We start from the raw sequence: 26,426 nt of genomic DNA on the forward strand, positions 1-26,426 counted from the left end.
ACATCGCCTGACCCCGAAGAGGCCTTGACGGCTCAGCCCGTACGGCCCAGTTTGAAGGTCATGAGTGCTGACCAAACACTGGGCCGGCTCGCTGAGGAGTCCTGGAGCAGGTTCGGCGACTTCGAGGCGTTGTACTACGAGGGGACCTGGCACCGTGCGTCCGCACTCGCCGAGCGGGCCCGGCGGGTCACCGATGGGTTCGGCGCCCTGGGGATCGCGCCCGGCGACCGGGTGGTGGTCATGATGGCCACCTGCCCGGAGGTGTCGATCACCTACCAGGCGCTCTGGGCGGCCGGAGCCGTGGTGACACCGGTGGTGTTCCTGGTCGGGGTGGAGGAGCTGCGGCACATCCTCGTCGACAGCGGGGCCGTCGCGGTGGTGACCTCGCCCGAGCTGCTGGGCACCGTACAGGCCGCCGCCGAGGAGGTCCCGGTGATCGTGGTGGGCGACGCCCCACCGGGCACGACGCCGTTCGCCCAGCTGGAGGAGGCCGCGGAGACCGGCGCAGTGAGGCGCGACCCGGCCGACCTCGCGGCGCTGATGTACACCGGCGGCACGACCGGCCGGGCCAAGGGCGTCATGCTGACCCACGGCGGGCTCTGGCACGTCTCGAAGGCCGCGCAGGAGATGTCCCACCAGCCGGGCGTCACCCGGGCGATCATGCCGGTGCCGCTCTCGCACGCCTACGGCCTGATCATCACGATCGCGGGCATGCACGCCGTCGAGCCTCCGCAGGTCGTGCTGATGCGCTGGTTCGACGCCGGGCTGTTCCTGCGTCTGGCCGCCGAGCACGGGGTCCAGTACGGCGCGGTGGTCCCCGCCATGCTGCAGAGGCTGCTGGCCGAGCCGCTCGAGAGCGTCCATCTTCCCGATCTGGCCTACCTGACCTGCGGGGCGGCGCCGCTGGGCCGGGAGGTGCTCCGGGAGTTCGAGCGGCGGGTGCCCGGCGTGCAGATCCTCGAGGGGTACGGCCTGACCGAGACCAGCGCGGTCACCACCTTCAACCCGCCGGGCCGCAGGAAGGTGGGCAGCGTCGGGCTGCCCCTGCCCGGTTACACGATCACCGTCCGCGACGACGAGGGCGAGGAGCTGGAGATCGGCGACGTGGGCGAGGTCTGCGTCCGGGGCGACGCGCTCATGAGGGGCTACTGGGGCGCCCCGGAAGCCGCTCTCGGCGGCACCGCGCTGGTGGACGGCGAGCTCCGCACCGGCGACATCGGCTGCGTGGACGACGACGGCTACCTGCACATCGTGGACCGTAAAAAAGATCTGATCATCCGGAGCGGGTTCAACGTCTTTCCCCGAGACGTCGAGGATGTGCTGAACGAGCACCGGGACGTGCTGATGTCGGGCGTGATCGGCCGTCCCGACCCGATCCACGGCGAGGAGGTCGTGGCCTTCGTCCAGCTCCGTCCGGATGGCAGGGCCACGGCCGAGGATCTCATCGGCTGGACCCGCGCCCGGGTCGGCCGGGTGAAATACCCTCGCGAGATCTATTTCACCGACTCCATCCCGGTCACCAGCGTGCTCAAGCTCGATCGCAAGGCACTGCGCGCCCGCCTCACCGGATAACCTCGGACTGAGGGAGGACGATCGCGAACACGACGAGAGCATTGTTCGGCGACATACGGCGCATGCCCATATCGTGATCGCATTGATGTTCAGAGTTCGATAGAAGCGAGACGATCCACAGTGAGCAGCGGTCACCCCGAAGGTCCCAGCACGAACCCGGATGACTGGAAGAGCCCGTACAGCACAGGCCCCGGCCAGACTCCCGGCTACGGCGAGCCTTACGGTTACGAGCCGCCCCAGCAGGAGCCCCAGCCCGAATACGGCCAGCCCGGCCATCAGCCGAGCTACGGCCAGGACCAGGCCCAGAGCCAGGGTTACGGTCAGAACCCGGGCCCGGGTTACGGCCAGCCCCAGGACCAGATCCCGGGTCAGGGTTACGGTCAGGCTCCGGGCCAGGACTACGGCTCAGGTCAGGGTTACGGTCAGGCTCCGGGCCAGGACTACGGCTCAGGCCAGGGGTACGGACAGACCCAGGGGCCGGGTCAGTCCTATGGCCAGGGCCAGGGGTACGGACAGCAGCCGCCCTACGGGCAGTATCCGCCGCCGTACGCCCAGGGGTACGGTCCCGGGCCGCAGCCGGGCAGCGACGGCACCCGAACCCACGCGATCGTCGCACTGGTCATCAGCCTCGTGTTCGCCCTGAGTTGCTACGTCAGCCTCGGCGGCATCGCCGGAGCCATCCTGTCCGGCCTGGCGCTCGGGAAGGTCGACCGCGACGTCAGGGGCGCCAGGAAACTGCTCAAATGGACCTGGATCAGCATCGGCATCAACATCGTGCTGATCATCCTGGGTGTCGCCACCTTCATCATCGCCGGTCTCAACGGGGCCTTCGACTCCTACTGAGACTTCGCTGCCCCAATTCGAGACTGCCGTAATTCGCGGTTATCGGTCCGGAATCATCCGCTCGGGACTGTTGGGGCCCCCGGCTCTGTTGCATAAGGGAGCCGGGGGGCGAGGGACGCGCGGCAGACCGGCGAGTCCCCGTACAAGTGCGACCATGAGTTCGCCGGCCATACCCAAGGAGCAGTCTGTGACTGACGGACCACTGATCGTCCAATCCGACAAAACCCTGTTGCTTGAAGTCGACCATGAGATGGCCGGAGAGTGCCGCAAGGCGATCGCGCCGTTCGCCGAGCTGGAACGCGCGCCCGAGCACGTGCACACCTACCGGATCACCCCGCTGGCGCTGTGGAACGCACGGGCCGCCGGGCACGACGCCGAGCAGGTCGTCGACGCGCTGATCGCCTACAGCCGCTACCCCGTGCCACACGCCCTGCTGGTGGACATCGCCGAGACCATGGCGCGGTACGGCAGGCTCCGCCTGGAGAAGCACCCCGTCCACGGGCTCGCCCTGACCAGCACCGACCAGGCCGTGCTGGAGGAGGTCCTGCGCTCCAAGAAGATCCAGCCGCTGCTGGGCGAGCGGCTGGGCGCCGACGCCGTGGCCGTGCATCCGAGCGAGCGCGGCAACATCAAGCAGTACCTCCTCAAGCTGGGCTGGCCCGCCGAGGACCTGGCCGGATACGTCGACGGCGAGGCCCACCCGATCGCGCTCACCGAGGACGGCTGGCAGCTGCGCACCTACCAGCGAGAGGCCGCCGAGGCGTTCTGGCACGGCGGCTCCGGGGTGGTCGTGCTGCCCTGTGGCGCGGGCAAGACGATCGTGGGCGCGGCGGCGATGGCACAGGCCCAGTCGACGACCCTGATCCTGGTGACCAACACGGTCTCGGCGCACCAGTGGAGGCAGGAGCTGCTCAAGCGGACCTCGCTGACCGAGGACGAGATCGGTGAGTACAGCGGTACCAAGAAGGAGATCCGGCCCGTCACCATCGCCACCTACCAGGTGATGACGACCCGCAGGCAGGGTGCCTACCGGCATCTGGAGCTGTTCGACGCCCGTGACTGGGGCCTGGTCATCTACGACGAGGTGCACCTGCTGCCCGCGCCGATCTTCCGGATGACCGCCAACCTGCAGGCTCGGCGGCGGGTGGGGCTGACCGCGACGCTCGTGCGCGAGGACGGCCGGGAGGGCGACGTGTTCTCCCTGATCGGTCCCAAGCGCTACGACGCTCCGTGGAAGGAGATGGAGAACCAGGGCTGGATCGCCCCGGCCGACTGCGTCGAGGTCCGGGTGACGCTGACCGACGAGGAACGGCTCGCCTACGCGATGGCCGAGGCCGAGGAGCGCTACCGGTTCTGCGCGACCACGCCGTCCAAGTCCCGGGTGACCGAGGCCCTGGTACGGCGGCATCTGGACGAGCAGGTGCTGGTCATCGGGCAGTACATCGACCAGCTCGACGAGCTCGGCGAGCACCTGAACGCGCCGGTGATCAAGGGCGAGACGAAGATCAAGGAGCGCGAGCGGCTCTTCCAGGCGTTCCGCGACAAGGAGATCCAGGTCCTGGTCGTCTCCAAGGTGGCGAACTTCTCCATCGACCTGCCGGAGGCGGCGGTGGCCATCCAGGTGTCGGGGACCTTCGGGTCACGGCAGGAGGAGGCCCAGCGACTCGGCCGCGTGCTGCGGCCCAAGGCGGACGGTGGCGGGGCCCGCTTCTACTCGGTGGTCAGCCGCGACACGGTGGACCAGGACTTCGCCGCGCATCGCCAGCGGTTCCTGGCCGAGCAGGGGTATGCGTACCAGATCATTGACGCGGACGACGTGCTCGCCGGGGAATAACCTCACATGGCGAACACGTCGTCAATTTGTGTCAGGTCCACGAAATACCGCAGGCTTTCGACAAAGAAACCACCCCCTCGCTAGGCCTCGAGGGCCACTGGCGACATACCCCCATGATCTGTCGGAGTCACCAGTTTTGCCCGGCTTTTTCGTCATTTCACAGCAGAATGACTGAGGGTGTTACGGCGATTACCGAACGATCAGGCCACCGATGAAGAGAATGCCCTCCGCGACCACCCAGGCGGCCACCGCCGCGACCATGAGGGCGGTGAAACGACCCTCGTCGCGGCGGGCGCACGGGGCGATCCAGGCGCCCGCCGTGCAACACGCCGCGACCATCGCGAACAGGGACGACACTCTGGCCACGTCGCCCATCCTGTCCGCGCAGCCGTCCTCGGAGCAGAAGGCCTCCAGCCCCCAGCCCGCGAACACGGAAAACCCCCAGAGCGCGGCCAGGAGGAGATTGGCCACGGTCGGTATCACCGGGGAGATCCGCATGGCCATTGGGATACCCGCCGCGGCCGGACGTCAGTCCATCGTTAAATCCTTTTGAGCGTCACGAAGGTCCCCGGTAAGCTGGTCGATTCGCTGCCCGATGACCACCACCTCCGTTTATCGAATGGGAGGCGCTTCCGCGTGCCCGCACATCAATTGGCCCCCGACATAACCGGCGATCCGTCCGAGACCCTCGCCACCGAACGCGCACACCTCGCCGCCTCCAGGGCCGCGCTGCGCGCGATGCGAGAACACGCCAAGTCTCTTTCCGCCGACGCCGCCGCCGACTGGGTCTCCCAGCAAATCCTGCAGGGGCTGCTGGACACGCGAGTGGCGGCGCTCGCCGACCACTCCGGCACGCCCCTGTTCTTCGGCCGTCTCGACCGTGCCGTGGACGACGACCTGCCCGGCACCATCTACGTCGGGCGCAGACACGTCCACGACGACCGCAGCCGTCCCCTGGTGATCGACTGGCGGGCTCCGGTCTCCCGGGCGTTCTACCAGGCCAGTCCCGCGGACCCGATGGACGTCGCCCGCCGCCGCCGGTTCGGCTATCACGGCGGCGACCTGACCGCCTACGAGGACGAGCGGCTCGACCAGGGTGGCGACCTCCAGCAGAGCAGGCTCCTCACCGAGGAGATCGAGCGCCCGCGCTCCGGCCCGATGCGCGACATCGTCGCGACCATCCAGCCCGACCAGGACGAGATCGTCCGCTCCGGGCTGGGCCAGACCGTGTGCGTCCAGGGTGCGCCCGGTACCGGGAAGACCGCGGTCGGCCTGCACCGGGCCGCCTACCTGCTGTTCACCCACCGTGAGAAGCTCGCCAGATCCGGCGTGATGATCGTCGGCCCGAACCGGGCCTTCCTCTCCTACATCTCCTCGGTGCTTCCCGCGCTGGGCGAGGTCAAGGTCGACCAGACCACGGTCGCCGGAATCCTGGGCGACCACCTCGCTCCCGAGGACCCCACCGTCGCCACGATCAAGGGCGACGCCAGGATCGCCCCGGTGCTCAGGCGCGCCCTGTGGATGCACGTCCTCAAGCCCACCGAGGGCGTGCTGTTCACCAAGGGGATCAACCGCTACCGGGTGGCCGACCACGAGGCCAGCGAGATCGTCGCCGCGCTGCGCGGCACCACGCGTTACGGACCGGGCCGGGCCACGCTCGCCCAGCGGCTGGCCCATCTGGTGCTCGTCCGGATGGAGCAGCGCGGCGAGTCCCCCGACGACCGGGTGCAGGACGCGGTCGCCAGGTCCAAGCCGGTCAAACAGCTCGTGGACCAGGTCTGGCCCAAGCTGACCCCGCAGCAGGTGCTCCACCGGCTGCTCAGCGACCCCGAATTCCTCGCCGCCGCGGCGAAGGACGACCTCACCGCCGCGGAGCAGTCCCTGCTCCTGTGGGCCAAGCCGGCCAAGTCCTTCCGCTCGGCGAAGTGGTCGGCGGCCGACGCCGCGCTGATGGACGAGCTCGGCGACCTGATCGAGCGGACCGCCGTCCTGGGCCACCTGGTCGTGGACGAGGCCCAGGACCTGTCCGCGATGCAGCTGCGCGCCCTCGGCCGGCGCTGCCGTACCGGATCGGCCACCGTCCTCGGCGACCTCGCCCAGGGCACCACGCCCTGGTCCGCCCGCTCCTGGACGGAGGTCCTCACCCACCTGGGCTTCGAGGACGGCGCCGTCACCGAGCTCACCCTCGGCTTCCGCGTCCCCCGCGAGGTGCTCGACTTCGCCGCCAGGCTGCTGCCCTCCATCGCCCCGGACCTCGCCGCGCCCCAGTCACTGCGGCCGGGCTCGGGCTCCCTGTCGGTACGGCCCGCGCCCGACCTCGCCGCGTCCCTGGCGCAGGCCGTGCGGGAGGCGCTGTCCCGTGAGGGCTCGATCGGCGTCATCGTCCCGGACGCCTCGGTCGCCGCCGTGTCCAAGGCCCTGACCGACCTGGACCACCAGGTGCTCAGCCCGGACACGGTCGATGACCATCGCCTCCTGGTCATCCCGGCGAGCCTGGCCAAGGGACTGGAGTACGACCACGTCATCGTGGTCGAACCGGCTGACATCGTGGACGCCGAGCCGCGTGGTCTGGCCCGCCTCTACGTGGTCCTGACCCGGGCGGTCACCTCCCTGACCGTTCTCCACGCCAGAGAGCTCCCCGCGCAGCTCTGCTAATTTCCGGTCCCATGGAGAAGCCCACGGGAATCAGGGTCCGGAACGGACGGCTGGAAGATGTCGGCGCGTTACTGGCCTTCTGGCTTGAGGCCGCCGAGGGAACCGACCGCCGCGACGACCCGGCCAAGGTGGTCGCGCTCATCGAGCGCGACCCCGAGGCCGTCCTCATCGCCGAGATCGACGGGGAGATGGCCGGCACCCTGATCGCCGGCTGGGACGGCTGGCGCGCCCATCTCTACCGGCTGGCCGTGGATCCCGCGCGCCGCCGCCAGGGGATCGGGAGCGTCCTTATCCGCGCGGCGGAGGAGCGCTTCGCGAAATTGGGGGCGTTCCGCGCCGACGCCATGGTGCTCCACGAGAATGTCCTGGCCCACCACGCCTGGGAGTCCGCCGGCTACGCCCCTCAACCCCAATGGGCTCGATGGGTCAAGCCGCTGAGTTAGGGGCTCCCACAGATCACGGAGCATATGAAAGAGAGCGACGCCCAATCGCACGAGGTTCGGCGAACGCGAAAAGAGGCGGCCCCGGCACTTCGGGGTCGCCTCTTTTTGTGAAAGCGTCTGGACTTAGAAGTCCATGTCGCCGCCACCCGGCATTGCGGGGGCAGCTCCAGCCTTCTCGGGCTTCTCGGCGATGACAGCCTCGGTGGTGAGGAACAGCGCCGCGATGGACGCCGCGTTCTGCAGAGCGGAACGCGTCACCTTGGCCGGGTCGATGATGCCCGACTCGAACATGTTGACGTACTCGCCGGTGGCGGCGTTCAGACCCTCACCGGGGGTGAGGTTGCGCACCTTCTCCACCACGACGCCGCCCTCGAGGCCGGCGTTGATCGCGATCTGCTTCAGCGGCTCCTCGAGCGCCTTGCGCACGATCGCGGCACCGGTGGCCTCGTCGCCGAAGAGCTCGAGCTTGTCGAACGCCTTGGCGCCGGCCTGCAGCAGGGCCACGCCACCGCCGGGGACGATGCCCTCCTCGACGGCCGCCTTCGCGTTGCGAACGGCGTCCTCGATGCGGTGCTTGCGCTCCTTGAGCTCGACCTCGGTCGCCGCGCCGGCCTTGATGACGGCCACGCCGCCGGCCAGCTTGGCGAGACGCTCCTGGAGCTTCTCACGGTCGTAGTCGGAGTCGGTGTTCTCGATCTCGGCACGGATCTGGTTGACCCGGCCGGCGATCTGGTCCGGGTCACCGGCACCGTCGACGATGGTGGTCTCGTCCTTGGTGACGATGACCTGGCGAGCGCGGCCGAGCTGGTCCAGCGTGGTGGACTCCAGCTTGAGGCCGAGGTCCTCGCTGATGACCTGGGCACCGGTCAGGATGCCGATGTCGCCCAGCATGGCCTTGCGGCGGTCGCCGAAGCCCGGAGCCTTGACGGCGACCGAGCGGAACAGACCACGGATCTTGTTGACGACCAGGGTGGCCAGGGCCTCGCCCTCGACGTCCTCGGCGATGATCAGCAGCGGCTTGCCTGCCTGCACGACCTTGTCGAGAACCGGGAGCAGGTCCTTGTTGGCGGACACCTTGGAGTTGACGACGAGGATGTAGGGGTCGTCGAGGACGGCCTCCATACGCTCCGGGTCGGTCACGAAGTACATCGAGGTGAGGCCCTTGTCGAAGCGCATTCCCTCGGTGAGCTCGAGCTCGAGGCCGAAGGTGTTGCTCTCCTCGACGGTGATGACACCTTCCTTGCCGACCTTGTCCATCGCCTCGGCGATCATCTCGCCGATCTGGGCGTCGCCCGCGGAGATGGAGGCGGTGGAGGCGATCTGCGCCTTCGTCTCCACGTCCTTGGCCAGCTTGGAGAGCTCTTCCGAGACGCGCTCCACGGCGGCCTCGATGCCCTTCTTCAGGGCCATCGGGTTGGCGCCGGCGGCAACGTTGCGAAGACCCTCACGTACGAGGGCCTGAGCGAGCACGGTGGCAGTCGTGGTGCCGTCACCCGCGACGTCGTCGGTCTTCTTGGCGACTTCCTTGACGAGCTCGGCCCCGATCTTCTCCCACGGGTCTTCGAGCTCGATCTCCTTCGCAATGGAGACACCGTCGTTGGTGATCGTGGGGGCGCCCCACTTCTTCTCCAGAACGACGTTACGGCCCTTCGGGCCGAGGGTCACCTTGACGGCGTCCGCGAGCTGGTTCATACCACGCTCGAGACCGCGCCTGGCGTCCTCGTTAAACGCGATCATCTTGGCTGCCATACGGCTAGACCTCCCAAACACAGGGTGGCTTGCACCGGATCGAGCCGACGCCCGCGACGGCATGTGGGCCCACGACTCCGTTCGGCGGGCCCCATCGCCTCGATCCAGGTTGGCACTCTCGAACCGGGAGTGCCAACAAACTGTTTAGCACTCTACCCTGTCGAGTGCAAGCTGCGGCTCGTTGACCTGGGTTCCGCTCGCGGCAAAGCCCGGCCCGCCGGTTGGGACGGCGAACCGGGCCGATGTCGTGGAGATCCACGCAGACTGCGCTGCCGCGGGATCCGCTGACATTTCCCGACAAGTTCACGGGATGGCTACGTCAGACCGCCCGGACGGACTCCGCCTGGGGGCCCTTCTGCCCTTGGGTGATCTCGAACTCGACCCGCTGGCCCTGCTCGAGGGCACGGTATCCATCCATCATGATTGCGGAGTAATGGACGAACACATCCTTACCACCGTCTACCGCGATGAAGCCGTAGCCCTTGTCCGCGTTGAACCATTTGACGGTGCCCTGCGCCACTTGCGACTCCTCTTACTGGACTTGAGGACCACACCCATTCCTCTCGCGAAGTCCTCAATCTCCGAGGCGGAGACAACGCCTACGTCGATCGTTCTCGACCATACCTGTGGGACACCGTGGGGCAACAGAGTCAAGCGCCAAACTACTGCTTTACGTGCCCTTTTATCATCCCCATCGGGATTGGCTCTCACGATTAGTTAGTTAAAGATTCCATTATTTCCTTCCGTCACAGATATGGGCTCGCGCCACAAAACACAACACCCGCACGCGGCCGGAGCCGGAGCGGGTGTCATGGGGAAGCCTGGAGAGGCCTGGAAGAAGCACCGGGAGAGTCGCCCGGGTCTGCGAGCGCCCGGCAGGGGCCCGGGCGCGTCAGGGCGCGCTGGGAGGATCAGCCCCCGGCGACGGCCGGGATGATGGAGACCTGGACGCCGGACGGCGTGACCGTATCGAGGTTGTCGACAAAACGGACGTCCTCATCCCCGACGTAGACATTGACAAAACGGCGAATCTTGCCCGTTTCATCAAAGATGCGCGCCCCGATCCCGGGGAAGTCCGCGTCCAGCTTCTGCAGAACGTCGCGAAGGGTCTCGCCCTCCCCGTTCACCTCGGCGGCACCGTCGGTGTAGGTCCGCAGGATCGTCGGAATCCGCACAGAAACGCTCATAATTCAGTACCTTTCACGATTTCTAGGCGATAACCGCACGGAATGCGTCAAGAGAGGGCCGAATGACCGCGGTGGGACGCGCCTGGCCGGCCACCGCGTCGAGGGTCTTCAGACCGTCACCGGTGTTGAGGACCACGGTCTCCGCGTCGGGGTCGAGTCGTCCCGCGGCGACCAGCTTGCGCAGCACGCCGACGGTGACGCCGCCCGCCGTCTCGGCGAAGATGCCCTCGGTCCTGGCCAGCAGCCGGATCGCGTCGACGATCTCGGTGTCCGTGACGTCCTCCACCGCACCGCCGGTGCGCCGGGCGATGTCCAGCACGTAGGGGCCGTCCGCCGGGTTGCCGATCGCCAGCGACTTGGCGATCGTGTCCGGCTTGACCGGGCGGATCACGTCGAGGCCCGCCTTGTAGGCGGTGGAGACCGGCGAGCACCCCTCCGCCTGGGCCGCGAAGATCTTGTAAGGCTTCTCCTCGACGAGGCCGAGACCGATCAGCTCCTTGAAGGCCTTGTCGATCTTCGTGAGCTGGGAGCCGGACGCGACGGGGATGACGATCTGGTCCGGGATCCGCCAGCCGAGCTGCTCGGCGATCTCGTAGGCCAGGGTCTTGGAGCCCTCCGCGTAGTACGGGCGAAGGTTGACGTTGGCAAAGCCCCACTGGTCGCCCAGCTCGTCGCCGATGAGCTCGGAACAGAAGCGGTTCACGTCGTCGTAGGTGCCCTCGATGGCGATGAGCCTGCCCCCGTACACCGAGGCCATGACGATCTTGGCTTCCTCCAGGTCCGCGGGAATGAACACGCAGGCGTCCAGCCCGGCGCGGGCGGCCGCGGCGGTGACCGCGCCTGCCAGGTTGCCGGTGGAGGAGCAGGAAAGGGTGTGGAAACCGAAGTTACGAGCCGCCTCGACGGCCATGGCCACCACGCGGTCCTTGAAGGAGTGCGTGGGATTGCCGGAGTCGTCTTTCACGTGCAGCGAGCGGATGCCCAGCTCGCGGGCGAGGTTGTCGGCCTTGACGAGCTTGGTCCAGCCCGGGGCCATGTTGGGCTTGGAGGTCACATCGACCGGAACCGGCAGCAGGGAACGGTAGCGCCAGATGTTGGTCGGTCCCTCGGCGATCTGCTCCCGGGTCACGCGCCCGAAGTCATAGGCGATCTCGAGGGGTCCGAAACACTCGATACAGGCGAAGATCGGACCGAGGTCGTAGCGGGCACCACATTCGCGACAGGAGAGAGCCACGGCGGGGCCGAAGTCGAGCGAGGTGGTGTTTTCGGTGGTTGCGAGCGCCATGAAGGGAGGCCTTTCCCTCATCTTCGTCTGCGACCACCCTGGTCACAGACCGGAATTGGCACCTGTCTCGGCTGACCTCGTCAGATTACGAGTCTTGAACCGAGATGGTTGCCGGGGCTTCGCAGGGCCGGTCCCTCCACCCCTCTGGATGAGCAAATATTCAATTAGGGGCCTGACGAGCAGGTCCTACGCACTCTACCCCGCCCTACCGCGATCCTGACCACTCGTCTCACTTTTCGAGACATGGCGTGTTGCCTGTCGGACGGCCTCTCTCCGATCGTCCACCCGTGGGTCCCACGCCGACACACTCCGTGTCGGTGTGGCGTCCACGTTTATGTGGCGCAATCGACATAATGAGACGACCGGCCCGGTCAGGACGGGTGCCTGGATGCCTTCGCGCCGGCGCCCCGCGGACACCGGCCCTCCGACGCCACCCACGTGTCTGTCGCCCGGCGAGAGCACGCCGCCAATGTCCCACGCCGCCAATGTCCCGTGTCCGTCCGGCAGGAGAAACACATGCGTTTTGCTGTACGAATGGGAACGGCGGCCGCCCTCGTGATGGGCCCGATCATGCCCGCCGAGGCGCTCGACATCCCGTCCGTGACCGTCCGGAGGGTCGCCGAGGACCCGCCCCCGTCCAACAAGAACATCAACAACTCCAACACCTCCGGGAAGGACGGCGGCGGCTCCTCCGGGAAAGCCTCGTCCTCCGGGAGCGACGGCTCCTCCGCGAACAACACCAACAACAACGGGATCCCGCCCGCGTTGAAGAACGTCACGTCGCTCCGGGTCCTGCCCTGGAACCCCCGCCAGAACAACAATGTCCGGATATTTGTGCACTGTCCTCCCGTGTCGAACCACGCGATCATCGGTTCCACCGCGTTCAATCTCAAGGGTTCGCGGCGGATCTACCGGGAGGTGGGGCTGGGGCTCTCCGACAGGGGTCTCGGACGCCGCAGCGCCGGCATCTCCTATTTCGCCCTGCTGGGATATCACGAGGTCTGCCTGAAGTGCGTGAAGGTCACGATGAACCAGCAGACTCGCCTCAGGAGGATCCGCGTGGTCGGCCGGGACTCCGCCTCTCTCCTGGTGCGCAGGTTCAGTTTCGAGCAGTTCTTCGACTGACCGCGCCCCGGACGTTGATCTCCCAGGAGCGCGATCGCCACGGCGGGAGGGAGGTCACGGCGTCTTGTAGGTCAGCTTGTAGGAGCCGGAGCCGCTCGCGGAGACCACCCGGTAGCGGTAGTACCCGGGCATGCCGGTGTAGCTGATCTTCTCATCGGGGTTCGGGCTGTCAGAGGTGGCGACGGTGCTCCAGGCCGAGCCGTTGCGCTTCTCCAGGAAAAGGTCGAAGTCGATACCGCTGTCGGCGTCCAGGCAACCGGAGTGCAGGCCGGCGACGGTCGTCTCGTAATACTGGCCGGTCGGCTCGTAGACGGGTTGATCGCCTTCGTTCAGGACGCCGGTGACGTTCTTCGGCAGGCCGGTGCAGGTGCTCTCGTCCGGCGGGACGGCGTTGCTGTCGGTCACCAGGGTCAGGCCGTACGTCGTGAGGATCTCGTTGATCGGCTGAAAATAGGTGATACCACCGTCGACGCAGTCGCCGGAACCGCCGGAGGTCACACCCTGGGCCTGGTCCACCGAGATGAAGGAACCCCCCGAGTCACCGGGCTCGGCACACACACTGGTACGGGTCACCCCGAAAACCGTGCCCTGAGGATAGGTGACACTGGCGTCGCGCTGCCGGATGACACCGCACTGCCAGTCGGTGGTGGAGCCCGATCGGCAGACCGAGGCGCCCTCGATCGCCTCCCTGGAACCGGCGACGGGTACGGTGCCGCCGCTGCCGTTGTTCACCACCGGTCTGAGCATCCAGTTGGCGTTCACCGCGATCCAGGCGGCGTCGTCGACCGGGAAGCTCGACGCCTGGAAGACACCCTGGGGGGCGCGGTTGAAGCCCGCGGTGGCGTCGCCCTTCTTGCCGCAGTGGCCCGCGCTGACAAAACCGTTCTGCGATCCACGCGTCACCGCGAAACCGATCGAACAGCGACTCGTGGTGTTGACGTAATAGGCATTGCCGCCCCGCACCTCGTCGAGGAGCCGGGGTCTTTCGGGAGACTGCACCGCGCGCACCACGCTCGAGTCCACCCCGGAGGCCTGGATGAGGTCTTCGGTCTCCAGGGGTTCGGTCGTGAGAACGATGATCCGGTTGTTCTTCACATCGACGAAGCGCACCGCCCCGCCGCTCAACCGGCCGGGCAGAGAGCCGTCAAGATTGTTCATCGCCCTGTCGAGTTCCGCATACGACCGTTTGACGACTTCGCCCTGGGCGCCCGCGGCGATGATCTCGGGGAGGTCGGCGGGATCGGTGGTGGCCACCACCAGGGTCTGGGCGATGGTTCCCGCGAACCAGGAGCCGCCGAAGTGGGCCCCGAGCCGGCTGCGGAGCTTCGCCTCGATCGGCGCCAGATGGGCCTCGTTAAGGAGACGAGCCTGCGCCTGCTCACTCGTGAGTTTGAGGTCGCGCTGGAATGCCGCGATCATGCCCGGTGGCGGTTTCCAGCCGGCTGGAGCGGCCTCGGCTCCCGCCGACGGAGGTTTGGCGGCGACCGGGACGGCCGTCAGGGTAAGAGCGATGATCGCCAGAGCGCATCCTGCGGTAACGGCATGTCTGCGGGACATGGGGTCTCTCCTCGACCTCTGCTTTCCAGGCATGAGGGGAGAGCACCTCATATCGCAGATTGATCATGCGATGTGGGCAATGCCACTTTAATTCAGTCGTTGCCGGTTAAGGCGGTAAAAGCCGCACGCCACGCGGCGGCGATTTCAGGCCGGACCCGCACTCCGGATGCGATCTCCCGGAGTGCGTCTGCCGACCGGCGCCGCGGTGGACGGGGAGGCCGAGCCGGATTTACGGCGTCTTGTAGGTCAGCTTGTAGGAGCCGGAACCGCTCGCGGAGACCACCCGGTAGCGGTAGTACCCGGGCGAGCCGGTGTAGCTGATCTTCTCATCGGGGTTCGGACTGTCAGAGGTGGCGACGGTAGTCCAGGCCGAGCCGTTGCGCTTCTCCAGGAAAAGGTCGAAATCGACGCCGTCGGCGGCGTCCAGGCAACCGGAGTGAACACCGGCGACAGTGGTCTGATAGCTCCGGTTGTTCGGCTGGTAGACGCTCTGCCCATCGGTCAGGGTGCCGGTGACGTTCTTCGGCAGGCCCGTGCAGGTGCCCGGCGGGATGGCGTTGCTGTCGGTCACCAGGGTCAGGCCGTACGTCGTGAGAATCTCGTTGATCGGCTGAAAATAGGTGACGCCGCCCGAGGAACAGTCGCCGGAGCCGCCGGAGGTCACACCCTGGGCCTGGTCCACCGAGATGAAGGAACCCCCCGAGTCACCGGGCTCGGCACACACACTCGTGCGGGTCACCCCGAAAACCGTGCCCTGAGGATAGGTCACGCTGGCGTCGCGCTGCCGGATGACACCGCACTGCCAGTCGGTGGTGGAGCCCGACCGGCAGACCGACGCGCCCTCGATCGCCTCCCTGGAACCGGCGACGGGTACGGTGCCGCCGCTGCCGTTGTTCACCACCGGTCTGAGCATCCATTTGGCATTCACGGAAACCCAGGCGGCGTCGTCGACCGGGAAGCTCGACGCCTGGAAGACACCCTGGGGGGCGCGATTGACTCCGGTGGTGGCGTCGCCCTTCTTGCCGCAGTGGCCCGCGCTGACAAAACCGTTCTGCGATCCACGCGTCACCGCGAAACCGATCGAACAGCGACTCGTGACGTTGACGTAATAGGCGTCGCCGCCCCGCACCTCGTCGAGGAGCCGGGGTCTTTCGGGAGACTGCACCGCACGCACCACGCTCGAGTCCACGCCCGAGGCCTGAATGAGATCTTCGGTCTCCAGAGGTTCGGTCGTGAGAACGATGATCCGGTTGTTCTTCACATCGACGAAGCGCACCGCCCCGCCGCTCAACCGGCCGGGCAGAGAGCCGTCAAGGCTGTTCATCGCCCTGTCGAGTTCCGCGTACGACCGTTTGACGATCTCGCCCTGGGCGCCCGCGGCGATGATCTGAGGGAGGTCGGCGGGATCGGTGGTGGCCACCACCAAAGTCTGGGCGATGGTTCCCGCGAACCAGGAGCCGCCGAAGTGGGCCCCGAGCCGGCTGCGGAGCTTCGCCTCGATCGGCGCCAGGCGGGCCTCGTTGATCAGACGGGCCTGCGCCTGCTCAGCGGTGAGCTTGAGATCACGCTGGAATGCCGCGATCATGCCCGGTGGCGGTTTCCATATGACCGGAGCGGCCTCGACTCCCGCCGACGGAGGTTTGGCGGCGACCGGGACGGCCGTCAGGGTAAGAGCGGTGATCGCCAGGACGCACCCTGCGGTAACGGCATGTCTGCGGGACATGTGCCTCTCCTCGACCTCTGCTTTCCAGGCATGAGGGGGGAGATCGCCTTATATCGCAGGTTGATCATGCGATGTGGGCAACGCCACTTTAATTCAGTCGTTGCCGGTTAAGGCGGTAAAAGCCGCACGCCACGCGGCGGCGATTTCAGGCCGGACCCGCACCCCAGATGCGATCTACTCTGGGGCGCGGTTCGTCATCGGCGGGAGAGCCGGAAGACGGGTCACGGCGTCTTGTACCCCAGCTTGTAGGAGCCGGAGCCGCTCGCGGAGACCACCCGGTAGCGGTAGTACCCGGGCGCGCCGCTGTAGCTGATCTTCTCATCGGGGTTCGGACTGTCAGAGGTGGCGACGGTAGCCCACGTCCGACCGTTCCACTTCTCCAGGAAAAGGTCGAAATCGACGCCGTCGGCGGCATCCAGGCAAGCGGAGTGAACACCGGCGACAGTGGTCTGGTAGTTCCGGTTGTTCGGCTGGTAGACGCTCTGTCCATTGGTCAGGGTGCCGGTGACGTTCTTCGGCAGGCCGGTGCAGGTGCCCGCGCCCGGGGGGGTCGTGCCTGGCGGAGTGACACCCGGCGGAGTGGTGCCGGTGGTGGTCACCAGACTCAGGCCGTAGGTCGTGAGGATCTCGTTGATCGGCTGGAAGTAGGTGACACCACCGTCACTGCAGTTGCCGGAGCCGCCGGAGGTGACGCCCTGGGCCTGGTCCACCGAGATGAAGGACCCGCCGGAGTCACCGGGCTCCGCACAGACGCTGGTGCGGGTGAGCTCGTAGATCGTGCCCTGGGGGTAGGTGACGCTGGTGTCGCGCTGCTGGATCGTGCCGCAGTGCCAGCCGGTGGTGGAGCCCGACCGGCAGACCGAGGCGCCCTCGATGGCGGCCCTGGAACCGACGACGGGTATGGTGCCGCCGCTGCCGTTGTTCACCACCGGTCTGAGCATCCAGGTGGCGTTCACCGCGACCCAGGCGTAGTCATTGACCGGGAAGCTCGACGCCTGGAAGACGCCCTGGGCGGCACGGTTGACTCCGGTGGTGGTCTCGCCCGCCTTCCCGCAGTGGCCGGCGCTGGCAAAACCGTTCTGAGCTCCGCGCGTCACCGCGAAACCGATCGAACAGCGACTCGCGCTGCCGATGTAGTAGGCGTCGCCGCCCCGCACGTCGTCAAAGAGCCGGGGTTTCTCGGTGGAGGGCACCGGACGCACCATGCTCGAATCCACCCCGGAGGCCTGGATGAGATCCTCGGTCACCAGCGGATCGGTCGTGAGAACGACGATCCGGTTGTTCCTCACATCGACGTAGCGTACGGCTCCCCCATTGGCGTGGCCGGGCAGGTTGTCATCGAGGCCGTCCATGGCCGTGCTGAGTTCCGTATACGACCGTTTGACGACTTCGCCCTGGGCTCCCGCGGCGATGATCTGAGGGAGGTCGGCGGGATCGGTGGTGGCCACCACCAGGGTCTGGGCGATGGTTCCCGTGAACCAGGAGCCGCCGAAGCGGTCGCCCAGCAGGCTGCGGAGCTTCGCCTCGACCGGCGCCAGGCGGGCCTCGTTGAGCAGGCGGGCCTGCGCCTGCTCAGCGGTGAGCTTGAGATCACGCTGGAGCGCCGCGATCATACCCGGCGGCGGCTTCCAGCCGGCCGAAGCGGCATGGGAACTCGTCGTCTGAGGTTGGGCGGCGACCGGAGCGGCCGTCAGAGTAAGGGCGGTGATCGCCAGGACGCACCCTGCGGTAACGGCATGTCTGCGGGACATGGGGTCTCTCCTCGACCTCGGCTTTCCAAGCATGAGGGGGGAGATCGCCTCTTACCGCAGGTTGATCATGCGATATGGGCAACGCCACCTTAATCCAGGTGTTGCCGGTCAAGATGGCAAAAGCCGCACGCCACGCGGACGACGATTTCCGGCCAGATCAGCACTCCGGACATGGTCTGCCCGAGGCTCCTCATCGATCGGCATCGTGGGGAGAACCGGGAACGGGCATGGACCCCGGTGACGTTCATCTGACGGCTCCGGTTGTTCGGCTGTAGACGTTCTGCCCGCTGTTCAGGGTGCGGGCGATGATGTTCGGAGAACCGGTGCGGTTGCGCCCGCGTCCGGCGACGGGGAGTCGCCGTCGATGGTCACCAGGGTGAGGCCGTAAGCCGTGAGGATCTTGTTGATCGGCTGAAAGTAGGTGACGCCACCCGAGGTACAGTCGCCGGAGCCGCCGGAGGTGATGCCCTGGGCCTGGTCCACCGAGATGAGGGAACCCCCGGAGTCGCCGAGTTCGGCGCAGACTTTGGCGCGGGTCAGCCCGGAGACCGCCCCCTGGGGATAGATGACGCTGGTGTCGCGCTGCAGGATGACGCCGCAGCGCCAGCCGGTGGAAGAGCCCGACCGGCAGACCGAGGCCCCCTCGACGGCCGATCTGAAGCCGCTGACCGGCACGGTGTCCCTGCTCCCACTGCCGCCGTCGCGTACCACCGGCCTGGGTGTCCAGTTGGCGTTCACCGCGACCCAGGCGTAGTCACCGACCGGGAAGGTCGATCTTTGGAAGGCGCCCAGGGCGGTCCGGTCGCCTCCGGTGGTGGTCTCGCCCGCCTTCCCGCAGTGACCGGCGCTGACGAACCCGTTCTGGTTGCCCCGGGTCACGGAGAAGCCGATGGAGCAGCGAGCCGTGGCGCCGATGTAGTAGGGGTCGCCACCTCGCACATCGCCGAGGGGCTGCGGTCGCTCGGTGGAGAACATCACCGTCACCGAGGTCATGTCCACACCGATGGCCTTGATGACTTTCTCGGTCTCCGCTGGTATCGGAGAGAGGACGACAACCTTGTTGATCTTCACGTCGATGTAACGCACGTTCCCCCCGCGTGGGGGTGCGGGCAGAGCCTGGTCAAGTTTCCGCTTGATAGGGATGAGTTCCGCATACGACCGTTTGACGACTTCGCCCTGGGCTCCCGCGGCGATGATCTGAGGGAGGTCGGCGGGATCGGTGGTGGCCACCACCAGGGTCTGGGCGATGGTTCCCGTGAACCAGGAGCCGCCGAAGTGGGCCCCGAGCCGGCTGCGGAGCTTCGCCTCGATCGGCGCCAGGCGGGCCTCGTTGAGCAGGCGGGCCTGCGCCTGCTCCCTGGTGATGTGGAGATCGCGCTGGAGTGCCTCGACCACACCCGGAGGGAATCGCGGCGGCGGTTTCCGAGGGAGTGGGGCGGCCTGGAGGCCCGTTGTCCGCGGTTGGGCGGCGACCGGGACGGCCGTCAGGGTAAGGGCGGTGATCGCCAGGACGCACCCTGCGGTAACGGCATGTCTGCGGGACATGTGTCTCTCCTCGACCTCTGCTTTCCAGGCATGAGGGGGGAGATCGCCTCATATCGCAGGTTGATCATGCGATGTGGGCAACGCCACCTTAATCCAGCCGTTGACGGTCAAGACGGCAGAGCCGCACGCCACGCGGGCGACGATTTCGGGCCGAGTCCGCATCCCCGGCGTTCTCCGGCCTCCGGGTGTGCTCGACGGTCAGCCTCGGAGGAGGGTCGTGGGTGGCTCAAGGTGCCTTGTATCCCAGGGTGTAGGGGCCGGAGCCGCTCGCGGAGACCACCCGGTAGCGGTAGGAGCCCGCCGGGCCCGTGTAGCTGATCTTCTCGTCGGCCCCCGAACCGTTGGAGGTGGCGACGGTGCTCCAGGCCGAACCGACCCGCCTCTCGAGATAAAGGTCGAAGTCAACGCCGTCGTCGGCGTCCAGGCAGCCGTAATGGACACCGGCAACGGCCGATTGGTACAGGCTCTTCGGCTGATAGACGGCCTGACCGCCGTTCAGGGTGGCGGCGGCGGTGACCGGATAGCCGGTGCAGGTGCCCGTGCTCATCTGCGGAGGATTGCCGGCGGTGGTCACCAGGCTCAGACCATAGATCGTGAGGATCTCGTTGACCGGCTGGTAGTAGGTGAAACCACCGGCGCCGCAGTCACCGGAGCCGCCGGAGGCGACCCCCTGCGCCTGCTCACCGGAGACGAAGGAGCCACCGGAGTCGCCCGGCTCGGCGCAGGCATTGGTGCGGATCAGTTCGGAGACCGTGCCCTGGAGATAAACGACGCTGGCATTACGCTGCAGGATCGTGCCGCAGTGCCAGCCGGTGGCAGAGCCCGACCGGCAGACCGAGGCCCCCTCGACGGCCGCCCGGGAGCCGGCCACGCTCACGGTGCCGCCGCTGCCGTTTTTCACCGATGGCCGGGGCGTCCAGCCGTCGTTCACCGAGACCCACGCGAAATCGCTCCCCGGGAAGTTCGAGGCCTGGAAGACGCCCTGGTCGGTCCGGTCGGCGCCGGTGGTGGTGTTGCCCGCCACCCCGCAGTGACCAGAGCTGACAAAACCGCTCTGGGTTCCGCGAAGCACCGAGAAACCGATCGAGCAGCGACTCACGGTGCCGCCGATGTAGTAGGCGTCGCCGCCCAGCAGGTCGCCGAGGGGCCGGGGCTTCTCGGTGGACGACACCACTCGCACCGCGACCAGATCCACATCCGCGGCCTCGATGACGTCTTCGGTCGCCGAGGGCGCATCGGACAGGACGATGACCTTGTTGGTCCTCACGTCGACATAGCGCACCCGCCCGTTCGGGTGGGTGGCCAGCGCCGCGTCGACCTCCTTGAGAGTCGCGTCGAGACGCGCCAGCGACCGGCCGACGACCTCACCCCGGGCGCCCACGGCGGAGATCTGGGGAAGATCGGCGGGATCCGTGGTGGCCACCACGAGGATCTGCGACCTGGATCCCATGAGCCAGGAACCGCCGAAACGGTCACCGAGCCTCCTGCGGAGCTGCGCCTCGGTCGGTGCGAACCGGGCCTCGTTGAGCAGACGCGCCTGCGCCTGCTCAACGGTGATATGGAGATCACGCTGAAGTGCCACAAGCATGCCCGGCGGTGGTTTCCATGCGGCCGAAGCGGCTGGGAAACCCGCCACCTGAGGTTCGGCGACGACCGGGGCGGTCGTCAGAGCAAGGACAGTGATCATCAGGACGCGGCCCGTGATGGTGATATGTCTGCGGGACACGGATCTCTCCTCGGCCTCGGCTTTCCGGGCAGGAGGGAGAGCGCCTCATGTCGCAGGTTGGTCATGCGATGTGGGCAACGCCACCTTAATCCAGGTGCTGCCGGTCAAGACGGCAGAGCCGCGCGCCACGCGGGCGACGATTTCGGGCCGGATCCATATCCGGTCTGGGCATGGTTTGTCTGGAGTGGAGTCGACGATCGGCGCCGGAGAGGAAGACCAGGGGCGGATCATGGCGTCCTATATCCCAGGGTGTAGGGGCCGGAGCCGCTCGCGGAGACCACCCGGTAGCGGTAGGAGCCCGCCGGGCCCGTGTAGCTGATCTTCTCGTCGGCCCCCGAACCGTTGGAGGTGGCGACGGTGCTCCAGGCCGAACCGACCCGCCTCTCGAGATAAAGGTCGAAGTCAACGCCGTCGTCGGCGTCCAGGCAGCCGTAATGGACACCGGCAACGGCCGATTGGTACAGGCTCTTCGGCTGATAGACGGCCTGACCGCTGTTCGTGGTTCCGGTGGCGGTGGCCGGATAGCCGGTGCAGGTGCCCGTGCTCATCTGCGGAGGGTTGCCGGCGGTGGTCACCAGGCTCAGACCGTAGGTCGTGAGGATCTCGTTGACCGGCTGGTAGTAGGTGATACCACCCGAGGTGCAGTCGCCGGAGCCGCCGGAGGCGACCCCCTGCGCCTGCTCACCGGAGACGAAGGAGCCACCGGAGTCGCCCGGCTCGGCGCAGGTATTGGTGCGGATCAGCTCGAAGACATTGCCCTGAGGGTAGGCGACGCTGGCATTACGCTGCAGGATGGTGCCGCAGTGCCAGCCGGTGGCAGAGCCCGACCGGCAGACCGAGGCCCCCTCGACGGCCGCCCGGGAGCCGGCCACGCTCACGGTGCCGCCGCTGCCGTTTTTCACCGATGGCCGGGGCGTCCAGCCGTCGTTCACCGAGACCCACGCGAAGTCACTGGCCGGGAAAGTCGAGGCCTGAAAGACGCCCTGGTCGGTCCGGTCGGCGCCGGTGGTGGTGTTGCCCGCCACCCCGCAGTGACCAGAGCTGACAAAACCGCTCTGGGTTCCGCGAAACACCGAGAAACCGATCGAGCAGCGATTCACGGAGCCAACGTAGTAAGGGTCACCGCCCAGCAGATCGGAGAGGGGCCGGGGCCGCTCCGCGAACGGCAGCACCCGCACCGCGACCAGATCCACACCCGCGGCCTCCAGGAAATCCTCGGTCGCCGGGGCCGCGTCGGACAGGACGATGACCTTGTTGGTCCTCACGTCGACCAAGCGCACCCGCCCGTTCGGGTGGGTGGCCAGCGCCGCGTCGACCTCCTTGAGAGTCGCGTCGAGACGCGCCAGCGACCGGCCGACGACCTCACCCCGGGCGCCCGTCGCGGTGATCTGGGGAAGATCGGCGGAGTCCGTGGTGGCCACCACGAGGATCTGCGACGTGGACCCGATGAGCCAGGAACCCGCGAAGCGATCCCCGAGTCTCCTGCGGAGATGTGCCTCGATCGGTGCGAACCGGGCCTCGTTGAGCAGACGTGCCTGCGCCTGCTCAACGGTGATATGGAGATCACGCTGAAGTGCCGCAAGCATGCCCGGCGGCGGTTTCCAGACGGACAGAGCAAGCCGTGCGGCCACTGCCTCGCTCCGGGCGATCGGGATGGTCACCAGGACGAGGGCGGCCACCGCCAGGACGCGGCCCGCGGTAGCGGCATGTCTGCGGGACACGGGGTCTCTCCTCGGCCTCGGCTTTCCAGGCATGAGGGGGGGTCGCCTCATATCGCAGATTGATCATGCGATGTGGGCAACTCCACCTTAATCCAGCCGTTGACGGTGAAGGCCGGAAAAGCCACGCGCCACGCGGCGACGATTCGGAGCCCGTCCCCGCGCGCTCAACCCTTCGGAAGCTCCGAGGAGGAGCGCTTCCCGCCACCCCGTCGAGGGTCAGAATCCATAGGCGTCGCCCAGGGCGCCCTGGACGTATTTGCGCGCCTGATGGATGCGGGACTTGGCGGTGCCGAGCGGGATACGGAGCTGGTCGGCCACCTCGTTGTAGTCGAGCTGGCAGATGTCACGCAGCACCAGCGCCTGGGCCAGGTCGGGCTTCTCAGCCTCCAGCGCCTCCATCGCGTCGAGCAGGTCCAGCCTGGACCCGGCGATCACACTCACCCTGGCGACGTCGGGCTTCTGAAGAAGCAGATCGTCCGACCCCTGCTCGGCGGAACGTCGCTTCAGCGAGCGATAGGTGGTCCTGGCGCAGTTGGCGGTCACGATGTGCAGCCAGGTGCTGAACCGTGCCCGCCCCTCGAAGCGGCCGATGTTGCGGGCAACCGCCAGCAGCGTGTCCTGGGAGGCCTCCTCGGCGTCCTGCCGATAGGGAAGGATCCGCCCGCAGTGCCGCAGCACGTCCGGCTCGATCCGCTTCAGCAGCTCGCCCAGGGCCCGGTGATCACCTTGGGCGGCCCCGCGGGCCAGTTCCTCGGTCGTCTCGTCCAGCGCCATCGTGGACCCCCATCAGCGGTCACAGTCGCTGGACATCCTACGGTCGGGAACCACGTTCGGTAACGCCCTCACCGACCGGAACCCCCACCCGAACCGACCCCGCCCCAGCTCCAGGGGCAGCGCAAAAACATTGCATATCCACCAACCTGATGACAAGAGCTGACACAATCTGACCGACGCCATTCTTCCCTGGCCTGAAGTCCAGAGCATCTTGGTGACGTCCCGGTTAACCTTCAGGACAAGCGCGTCCCTAGGTGGAAGGGGTCCGAATGAACGCGATCCTGGTCGCTTCGAACCGCGGCCCCGTCTCTTTCATCCTCTCCGAGGACGGCTCGCTGTCCATGCGCAGGGGTGGCGGCGGCCTGGTCTCCGGCCTGTCGGAGGTCGCCAAAGATCTCAACGTGCTCTGGGTCTGCGCCGCGCTCTCCGACGGCGACCGCGGTGCCGTACGGCTGGCGCCCGGCGGCCGGCTGGACCAGGCCGGCTATGACACCGGAGCGCTGCGGATGCTCGACATCCCCCCGGCGACCTTCCACCGGGCCTACAACGCGGTCGCCAACTCGACCCTCTGGTTCGTCCACCATCTCCTCTACGACACGCCCAACATGCCGCACTTCGACGCCAGGTTCCGCCGGGAGTGGGAGTCGTACCAGGCCTACAACGAGGCGTTCGCGATGGCACTGGCCGAGGAGGCCGCGCACGGCGCGAGGGTGATGGTGCAGGACTACCACCTGAGCCTGGTCCCGGCCATGCTCAGGGGCGAGCGCCCCGACCTGCGGGTGGCGCACTTCTCGCACACCCCCTGGGCGCCGCCCGAATACTTCGCCCTGCTCCCCGACGACGTCGGGACCGAGCTGCTCGAGGGCATCCTGGGCGCCGACCACGCGGGCTTCCTGACCGCGCGCTGGGCCGGGGCCTTCATGGACTGCTGCGAGACGGTGCTCGGGGCCCAGGTGGACCGCCGAGGCCGTACCGTCACGCATGCGGGCAGGACCACCCGGATCGGCGTGCACAGCCTGGGCGTGGACGGCGAGGCACTCTGGACGCGGGCTTCCGAGCCCGACGTCGAGTCGCACATGGCCGCCCTCCGCGACCAGGTCGGCGACCGCATGCTGATCGTGCGGATCGACAGGACGGAGCTGTCCAAGAACATCGTCAGGGGCCTGGCCGCCTACCGGGAGTTCCTCGCGACCCACCCGGAGTGGCACGGCCGGGTCGTACACCTCGCCTTCGCCTACCCGTCCCGGCATGACCTGCCCGAATACCGTGAATACACCGCGGCGGTGCAGCGCAGCGCCAAGGAGATCGAGGACGAGTACGGCACCGAGGACTGGGATCCGCTGATCCTCAACGTGAACGACGACTATCCGCGCTCGCTGGCCGCCTACCGGCTGGCCGACGTGCTGCTGGTCAACCCGATCCGCGACGGCATGAACCTGGTGGCCAAGGAGGGCCCCATCCTGTCGCCGCGCAGCGCGCTGATCCTGTCCCGGGAGGCGGGCGCCGCCGCCGAGCTGGGCGAGCACGCGCTGACGGTCAACCCCTACGACGTCTCGGCCACGGCCTCCGCCCTCCGCGAGGGCCTGGTCATGTCCGAGGGCGAACGCCTCAGGCGGGGCACCCTCCTGGCCGCCGCGGCCACCGCGCTGCCTCCGCACCTCTGGTTCGCGGACCAGCTCGCCGCCCTCAAATAACCCGCCCTCCCGTGGCCCCGGGGCGCTTTCGCCTGCCGTGCGATAATTTTTTCCGGTATTTCATCTTTAATACTCGGGAGAACAGTGGCCGCCATCGCGCCCGTCCGGCTGACCCGTGATCGCGCGACCTGGCTGATCTATCTCCAGCTCAGCGTCTTCGCCACCTACCTGTACGGCCTCAGCGCCGCGCTTCCGCTCCTCCGCATCGACCGGGGTCTGTCACAGGCGGTCGCCGGGCTGCACGGCACCTCGATGGCCGTCGGCGGCATCCTCACGGGTCTCGCCCTCCCCTGGCTGACCAGGAGGATCGGCCGCCGGGCCGTCACCTGGACGGGGCTGGCCGGAATGAACGCCGGGGTGCTGCTGGTGATGCTCGGCGACGCGCTGCCGGTCACCCTCCTCGGGTACGGCATCGCCAGCGGGATGGGCTCGATCACCCTCTACGCGGGCATGGCCGCGCTCGACGACCACCACGGCCCCGCCGGCGCGGCGGCGATCAGCGAGGCGAACGCCGTCGGGGTGACCGTCGGCATCGGAGCGTCGTTTGTCATCAGCTTCGCCGCGCAGAGCGTGCTCGGCTGGCGTACGGCGCTGCTGATGACCCCGATCCTGACCGCACTGCTCGGGCTGACCATGGGCCGCGTCTGGACTCCCGAGCGCGAGAGCACCGGTGTCCGCGTCGGCCCGGAGGTCAGGGCGCGGTTCAGCGGGACGTTCTACGTCGCGGGGGCCGTGCTGTTCTGCTGCGTCGCCCTGGAGTTCTGCTTCAACCTGTGGGCGGCGAAGCTGGTCGCCGACCAGACCGGACTGTCGGCGGCGATGGCGGCGACCGGGCTGACCGCGTTCACGGCCGGGCTCGCGGCCGGGCGGTTCGCCGGCGCGCGGCTGGCCCTGTGGATGGCGCCCACGATCCTGTTCGTCGGCGCGCTCGCGCTCACCGCGGCCGGATGGGCGGTCTTCTGGCTGAGCGAGGAGCCGGTGCTCTCCTACGCGGGCCTGGCCGTCTCCGGGCTCGGGGCCTCGCTGCACTTCCCCATGGCGCTCTCGCGGGTGCTGGCGGCCTCGGGCGGACGGGCGGACCAGGCCACGGCCGTGGCCTCCATCTTCTCCAGCCTCGCGGTGGGGGCGGGGCCGTTCCTGCTGGGCGCCCTGGGCGACGCGTTCGGCACCCACCAGGCGTTTCTCATGGTTCCCGCCCTGATCGGGCTGGCCATCGGCGGGATCCTGGCCGGCTCCAGGTGA

General features: G+C 67.7%; 20 protein-coding genes and 1 riboswitch. Of the genes, 8 read left to right on the forward strand and 12 right to left on the reverse strand.

Annotation, left to right across the window (positions count from 1 at the left end; translation table 11 throughout):
- Positions 1–60: 60 nt before the first annotated feature.
- From DKM19_RS43955 to DKM19_RS43965, 3 genes are all read left to right on the forward strand, one after another.
- The gene (locus DKM19_RS43955; protein ID WP_110704532.1) at positions 61–1,572 is read left to right on the forward strand and encodes a class I adenylate-forming enzyme family protein; all 1,512 of its coding nucleotides are present in this window, start codon (positions 61–63) and stop codon (positions 1,570–1,572) included.
- Between the two features lie 120 nt (positions 1,573–1,692).
- Positions 1,693–2,415, forward strand: coding sequence for a hypothetical protein (locus tag DKM19_RS43960; protein ID WP_110704534.1), 723 nt, complete (start codon positions 1,693–1,695; stop codon positions 2,413–2,415).
- A gap of 154 nt (positions 2,416–2,569) precedes the next feature.
- Positions 2,570–4,249: a DNA repair helicase XPB gene (locus DKM19_RS43965; protein ID WP_110704536.1), complete on the forward strand. Its 1,680-nt coding sequence runs from the start codon at positions 2,570–2,572 to the stop codon at positions 4,247–4,249.
- 189 nt (positions 4,250–4,438) lie between these two features.
- Here DKM19_RS43965 and DKM19_RS43970 read toward each other — a convergent pair whose 3' ends face one another.
- Positions 4,439–4,720 carry a hypothetical protein gene (locus DKM19_RS43970; protein WP_162642217.1) on the reverse strand — a complete coding sequence of 94 codons (282 nt, stop codon included), beginning with the start codon at positions 4,718–4,720 and terminating at the stop codon, positions 4,439–4,441.
- Between the two features lie 165 nt (positions 4,721–4,885).
- On the opposite strand from DKM19_RS43970, the gene DKM19_RS43975 reads away from it, so the two are divergent.
- Together DKM19_RS43975 and DKM19_RS43980 are read left to right on the forward strand one after the other, a co-directional pair.
- Entirely contained in the window at positions 4,886–6,904 is a 2,019-nt protein-coding gene (locus tag DKM19_RS43975) for an AAA family ATPase (protein WP_110704540.1), read from the forward strand.
- A gap of 11 nt (positions 6,905–6,915) precedes the next feature.
- On the forward strand, positions 6,916–7,347 hold the full coding sequence (locus tag DKM19_RS43980) for a GNAT family N-acetyltransferase (protein ID WP_110704542.1): 432 nt from the start codon (positions 6,916–6,918) through the stop codon (positions 7,345–7,347).
- A 123-nt stretch (positions 7,348–7,470) separates the two neighbouring features.
- On the opposite strand, the gene groL is transcribed toward DKM19_RS43980, so the two are convergent.
- The 4 genes from groL to thrC form a co-directional block, all read right to left on the reverse strand.
- Positions 7,471–9,096: a chaperonin GroEL gene (gene groL, locus DKM19_RS43985; protein WP_110704544.1), complete on the reverse strand. Its 1,626-nt coding sequence runs from the start codon at positions 9,094–9,096 to the stop codon at positions 7,471–7,473.
- 319 nt (positions 9,097–9,415) lie between these two features.
- Positions 9,416–9,616 (reverse strand): cold-shock protein, encoded by a 201-nt coding sequence (locus DKM19_RS43990; protein WP_012895270.1) that lies wholly within the window; start codon positions 9,614–9,616, stop codon positions 9,416–9,418.
- Between the two features lie 391 nt (positions 9,617–10,007).
- Positions 10,008–10,283, reverse strand: a complete 276-nt coding sequence (locus DKM19_RS43995; RefSeq protein ID WP_110704546.1) for a MoaD/ThiS family protein — start codon at positions 10,281–10,283, stop codon at positions 10,008–10,010.
- Positions 10,284–10,305: 22 nt separating this feature from the next.
- Entirely contained in the window at positions 10,306–11,568 is a 1,263-nt protein-coding gene (gene thrC, locus DKM19_RS44000) for a threonine synthase (protein ID WP_089213910.1), read from the reverse strand.
- Between the two features lie 14 nt (positions 11,569–11,582).
- Positions 11,583–11,723, reverse strand: a riboswitch (SAM riboswitch).
- Between the two features lie 361 nt (positions 11,724–12,084).
- Here thrC and DKM19_RS44005 point away from each other — a divergent pair.
- Positions 12,085–12,693 (forward strand): hypothetical protein, encoded by a 609-nt coding sequence (locus DKM19_RS44005; protein ID WP_162642219.1) that lies wholly within the window; start codon positions 12,085–12,087, stop codon positions 12,691–12,693.
- A gap of 54 nt (positions 12,694–12,747) precedes the next feature.
- Here the strand turns inward: DKM19_RS44005 and DKM19_RS44010 are convergent, their stop codons facing one another.
- The 7 genes from DKM19_RS44010 to DKM19_RS44040 form a co-directional block, all read right to left on the reverse strand.
- Positions 12,748–14,250, reverse strand: a complete 1,503-nt coding sequence (locus tag DKM19_RS44010) for a S1 family peptidase (protein WP_110704549.1) — start codon at positions 14,248–14,250, stop codon at positions 12,748–12,750.
- Positions 14,251–14,479: 229 nt separating this feature from the next.
- Positions 14,480–15,973: a S1 family peptidase gene (locus DKM19_RS44015; RefSeq protein ID WP_110704551.1), complete on the reverse strand. Its 1,494-nt coding sequence runs from the start codon at positions 15,971–15,973 to the stop codon at positions 14,480–14,482.
- 221 nt (positions 15,974–16,194) lie between these two features.
- On the reverse strand, positions 16,195–17,724 hold the full coding sequence (locus tag DKM19_RS44020) for a S1 family peptidase (RefSeq protein ID WP_110704553.1): 1,530 nt from the start codon (positions 17,722–17,724) through the stop codon (positions 16,195–16,197).
- Between the two features lie 291 nt (positions 17,725–18,015).
- Positions 18,016–19,269: a S1 family peptidase gene (locus DKM19_RS44025; RefSeq protein WP_110704555.1), complete on the reverse strand. Its 1,254-nt coding sequence runs from the start codon at positions 19,267–19,269 to the stop codon at positions 18,016–18,018.
- Positions 19,270–19,495: 226 nt separating this feature from the next.
- Positions 19,496–20,995, reverse strand: coding sequence for a S1 family peptidase (locus DKM19_RS44030; protein ID WP_110704557.1), 1,500 nt, complete (start codon positions 20,993–20,995; stop codon positions 19,496–19,498).
- Between the two features lie 227 nt (positions 20,996–21,222).
- Positions 21,223–22,716, reverse strand: coding sequence for an alpha-lytic protease prodomain-containing protein (locus DKM19_RS44035; protein WP_110704559.1), 1,494 nt, complete (start codon positions 22,714–22,716; stop codon positions 21,223–21,225).
- A gap of 216 nt (positions 22,717–22,932) precedes the next feature.
- Positions 22,933–23,490, reverse strand: coding sequence for an RNA polymerase sigma factor (locus tag DKM19_RS44040; protein WP_089213424.1), 558 nt, complete (start codon positions 23,488–23,490; stop codon positions 22,933–22,935).
- Positions 23,491–23,759: 269 nt separating this feature from the next.
- Here DKM19_RS44040 and DKM19_RS44045 point away from each other — a divergent pair, with 269 nt between their 5' ends.
- A complete protein-coding gene (locus tag DKM19_RS44045; RefSeq protein ID WP_110704561.1) occupies positions 23,760–25,184 on the forward strand; it encodes a trehalose-6-phosphate synthase in 1,425 nt (474 codons plus the stop codon).
- 84 nt (positions 25,185–25,268) lie between these two features.
- Positions 25,269–26,426 (forward strand): sugar MFS transporter, encoded by a 1,158-nt coding sequence (locus tag DKM19_RS44050; protein ID WP_162642221.1) that lies wholly within the window; start codon positions 25,269–25,271, stop codon positions 26,424–26,426.

The organism is Streptosporangium sp. 'caverna', assembly GCF_003203775.1.
Classification (GTDB): domain Bacteria; phylum Actinomycetota; class Actinomycetes; order Streptosporangiales; family Streptosporangiaceae; genus Streptosporangium; species Streptosporangium subroseum.

Excerpts from the sequence above, each read along its gene's own strand:
- DKM19_RS44040 (WP_089213424.1), bottom strand. The coding sequence starts at position 23,490 with ATGGCGCTGGACGAGACGACCGAGGAACTGGCCCGCGGGGCCGCCCAA.
- DKM19_RS43965 (WP_110704536.1), top strand. The coding sequence starts at position 2,570 with ATGAGTTCGCCGGCCATACCCAAGGAGCAGTCTGTGACTGACGGACCA.
- DKM19_RS44010 (WP_110704549.1), bottom strand. The coding sequence starts at position 14,250 with ATGTCCCGCAGACATGCCGTTACCGCAGGATGCGCTCTGGCGATCATC.
- DKM19_RS44015 (WP_110704551.1), bottom strand. The coding sequence starts at position 15,973 with ATGTCCCGCAGACATGCCGTTACCGCAGGGTGCGTCCTGGCGATCACC.
- DKM19_RS44020 (WP_110704553.1), bottom strand. The coding sequence starts at position 17,724 with ATGTCCCGCAGACATGCCGTTACCGCAGGGTGCGTCCTGGCGATCACC.
- DKM19_RS43995 (WP_110704546.1), bottom strand. The coding sequence starts at position 10,283 with ATGAGCGTTTCTGTGCGGATTCCGACGATCCTGCGGACCTACACCGAC.
- DKM19_RS43980 (WP_110704542.1), top strand. The coding sequence starts at position 6,916 with ATGGAGAAGCCCACGGGAATCAGGGTCCGGAACGGACGGCTGGAAGAT.
- DKM19_RS44005 (WP_162642219.1), top strand. The coding sequence starts at position 12,085 with ATGCGTTTTGCTGTACGAATGGGAACGGCGGCCGCCCTCGTGATGGGC.
- DKM19_RS43955 (WP_110704532.1), top strand. The coding sequence starts at position 61 with ATGAGTGCTGACCAAACACTGGGCCGGCTCGCTGAGGAGTCCTGGAGC.
- DKM19_RS44025 (WP_110704555.1), bottom strand. The coding sequence starts at position 19,269 with ATGTCCCGCAGACATGCCGTTACCGCAGGGTGCGTCCTGGCGATCACC.
- DKM19_RS44045 (WP_110704561.1), top strand. The coding sequence starts at position 23,760 with ATGAACGCGATCCTGGTCGCTTCGAACCGCGGCCCCGTCTCTTTCATC.
- thrC (WP_089213910.1), bottom strand. The coding sequence starts at position 11,568 with ATGGCGCTCGCAACCACCGAAAACACCACCTCGCTCGACTTCGGCCCC.
- groL (WP_110704544.1), bottom strand. The coding sequence starts at position 9,096 with ATGGCAGCCAAGATGATCGCGTTTAACGAGGACGCCAGGCGCGGTCTC.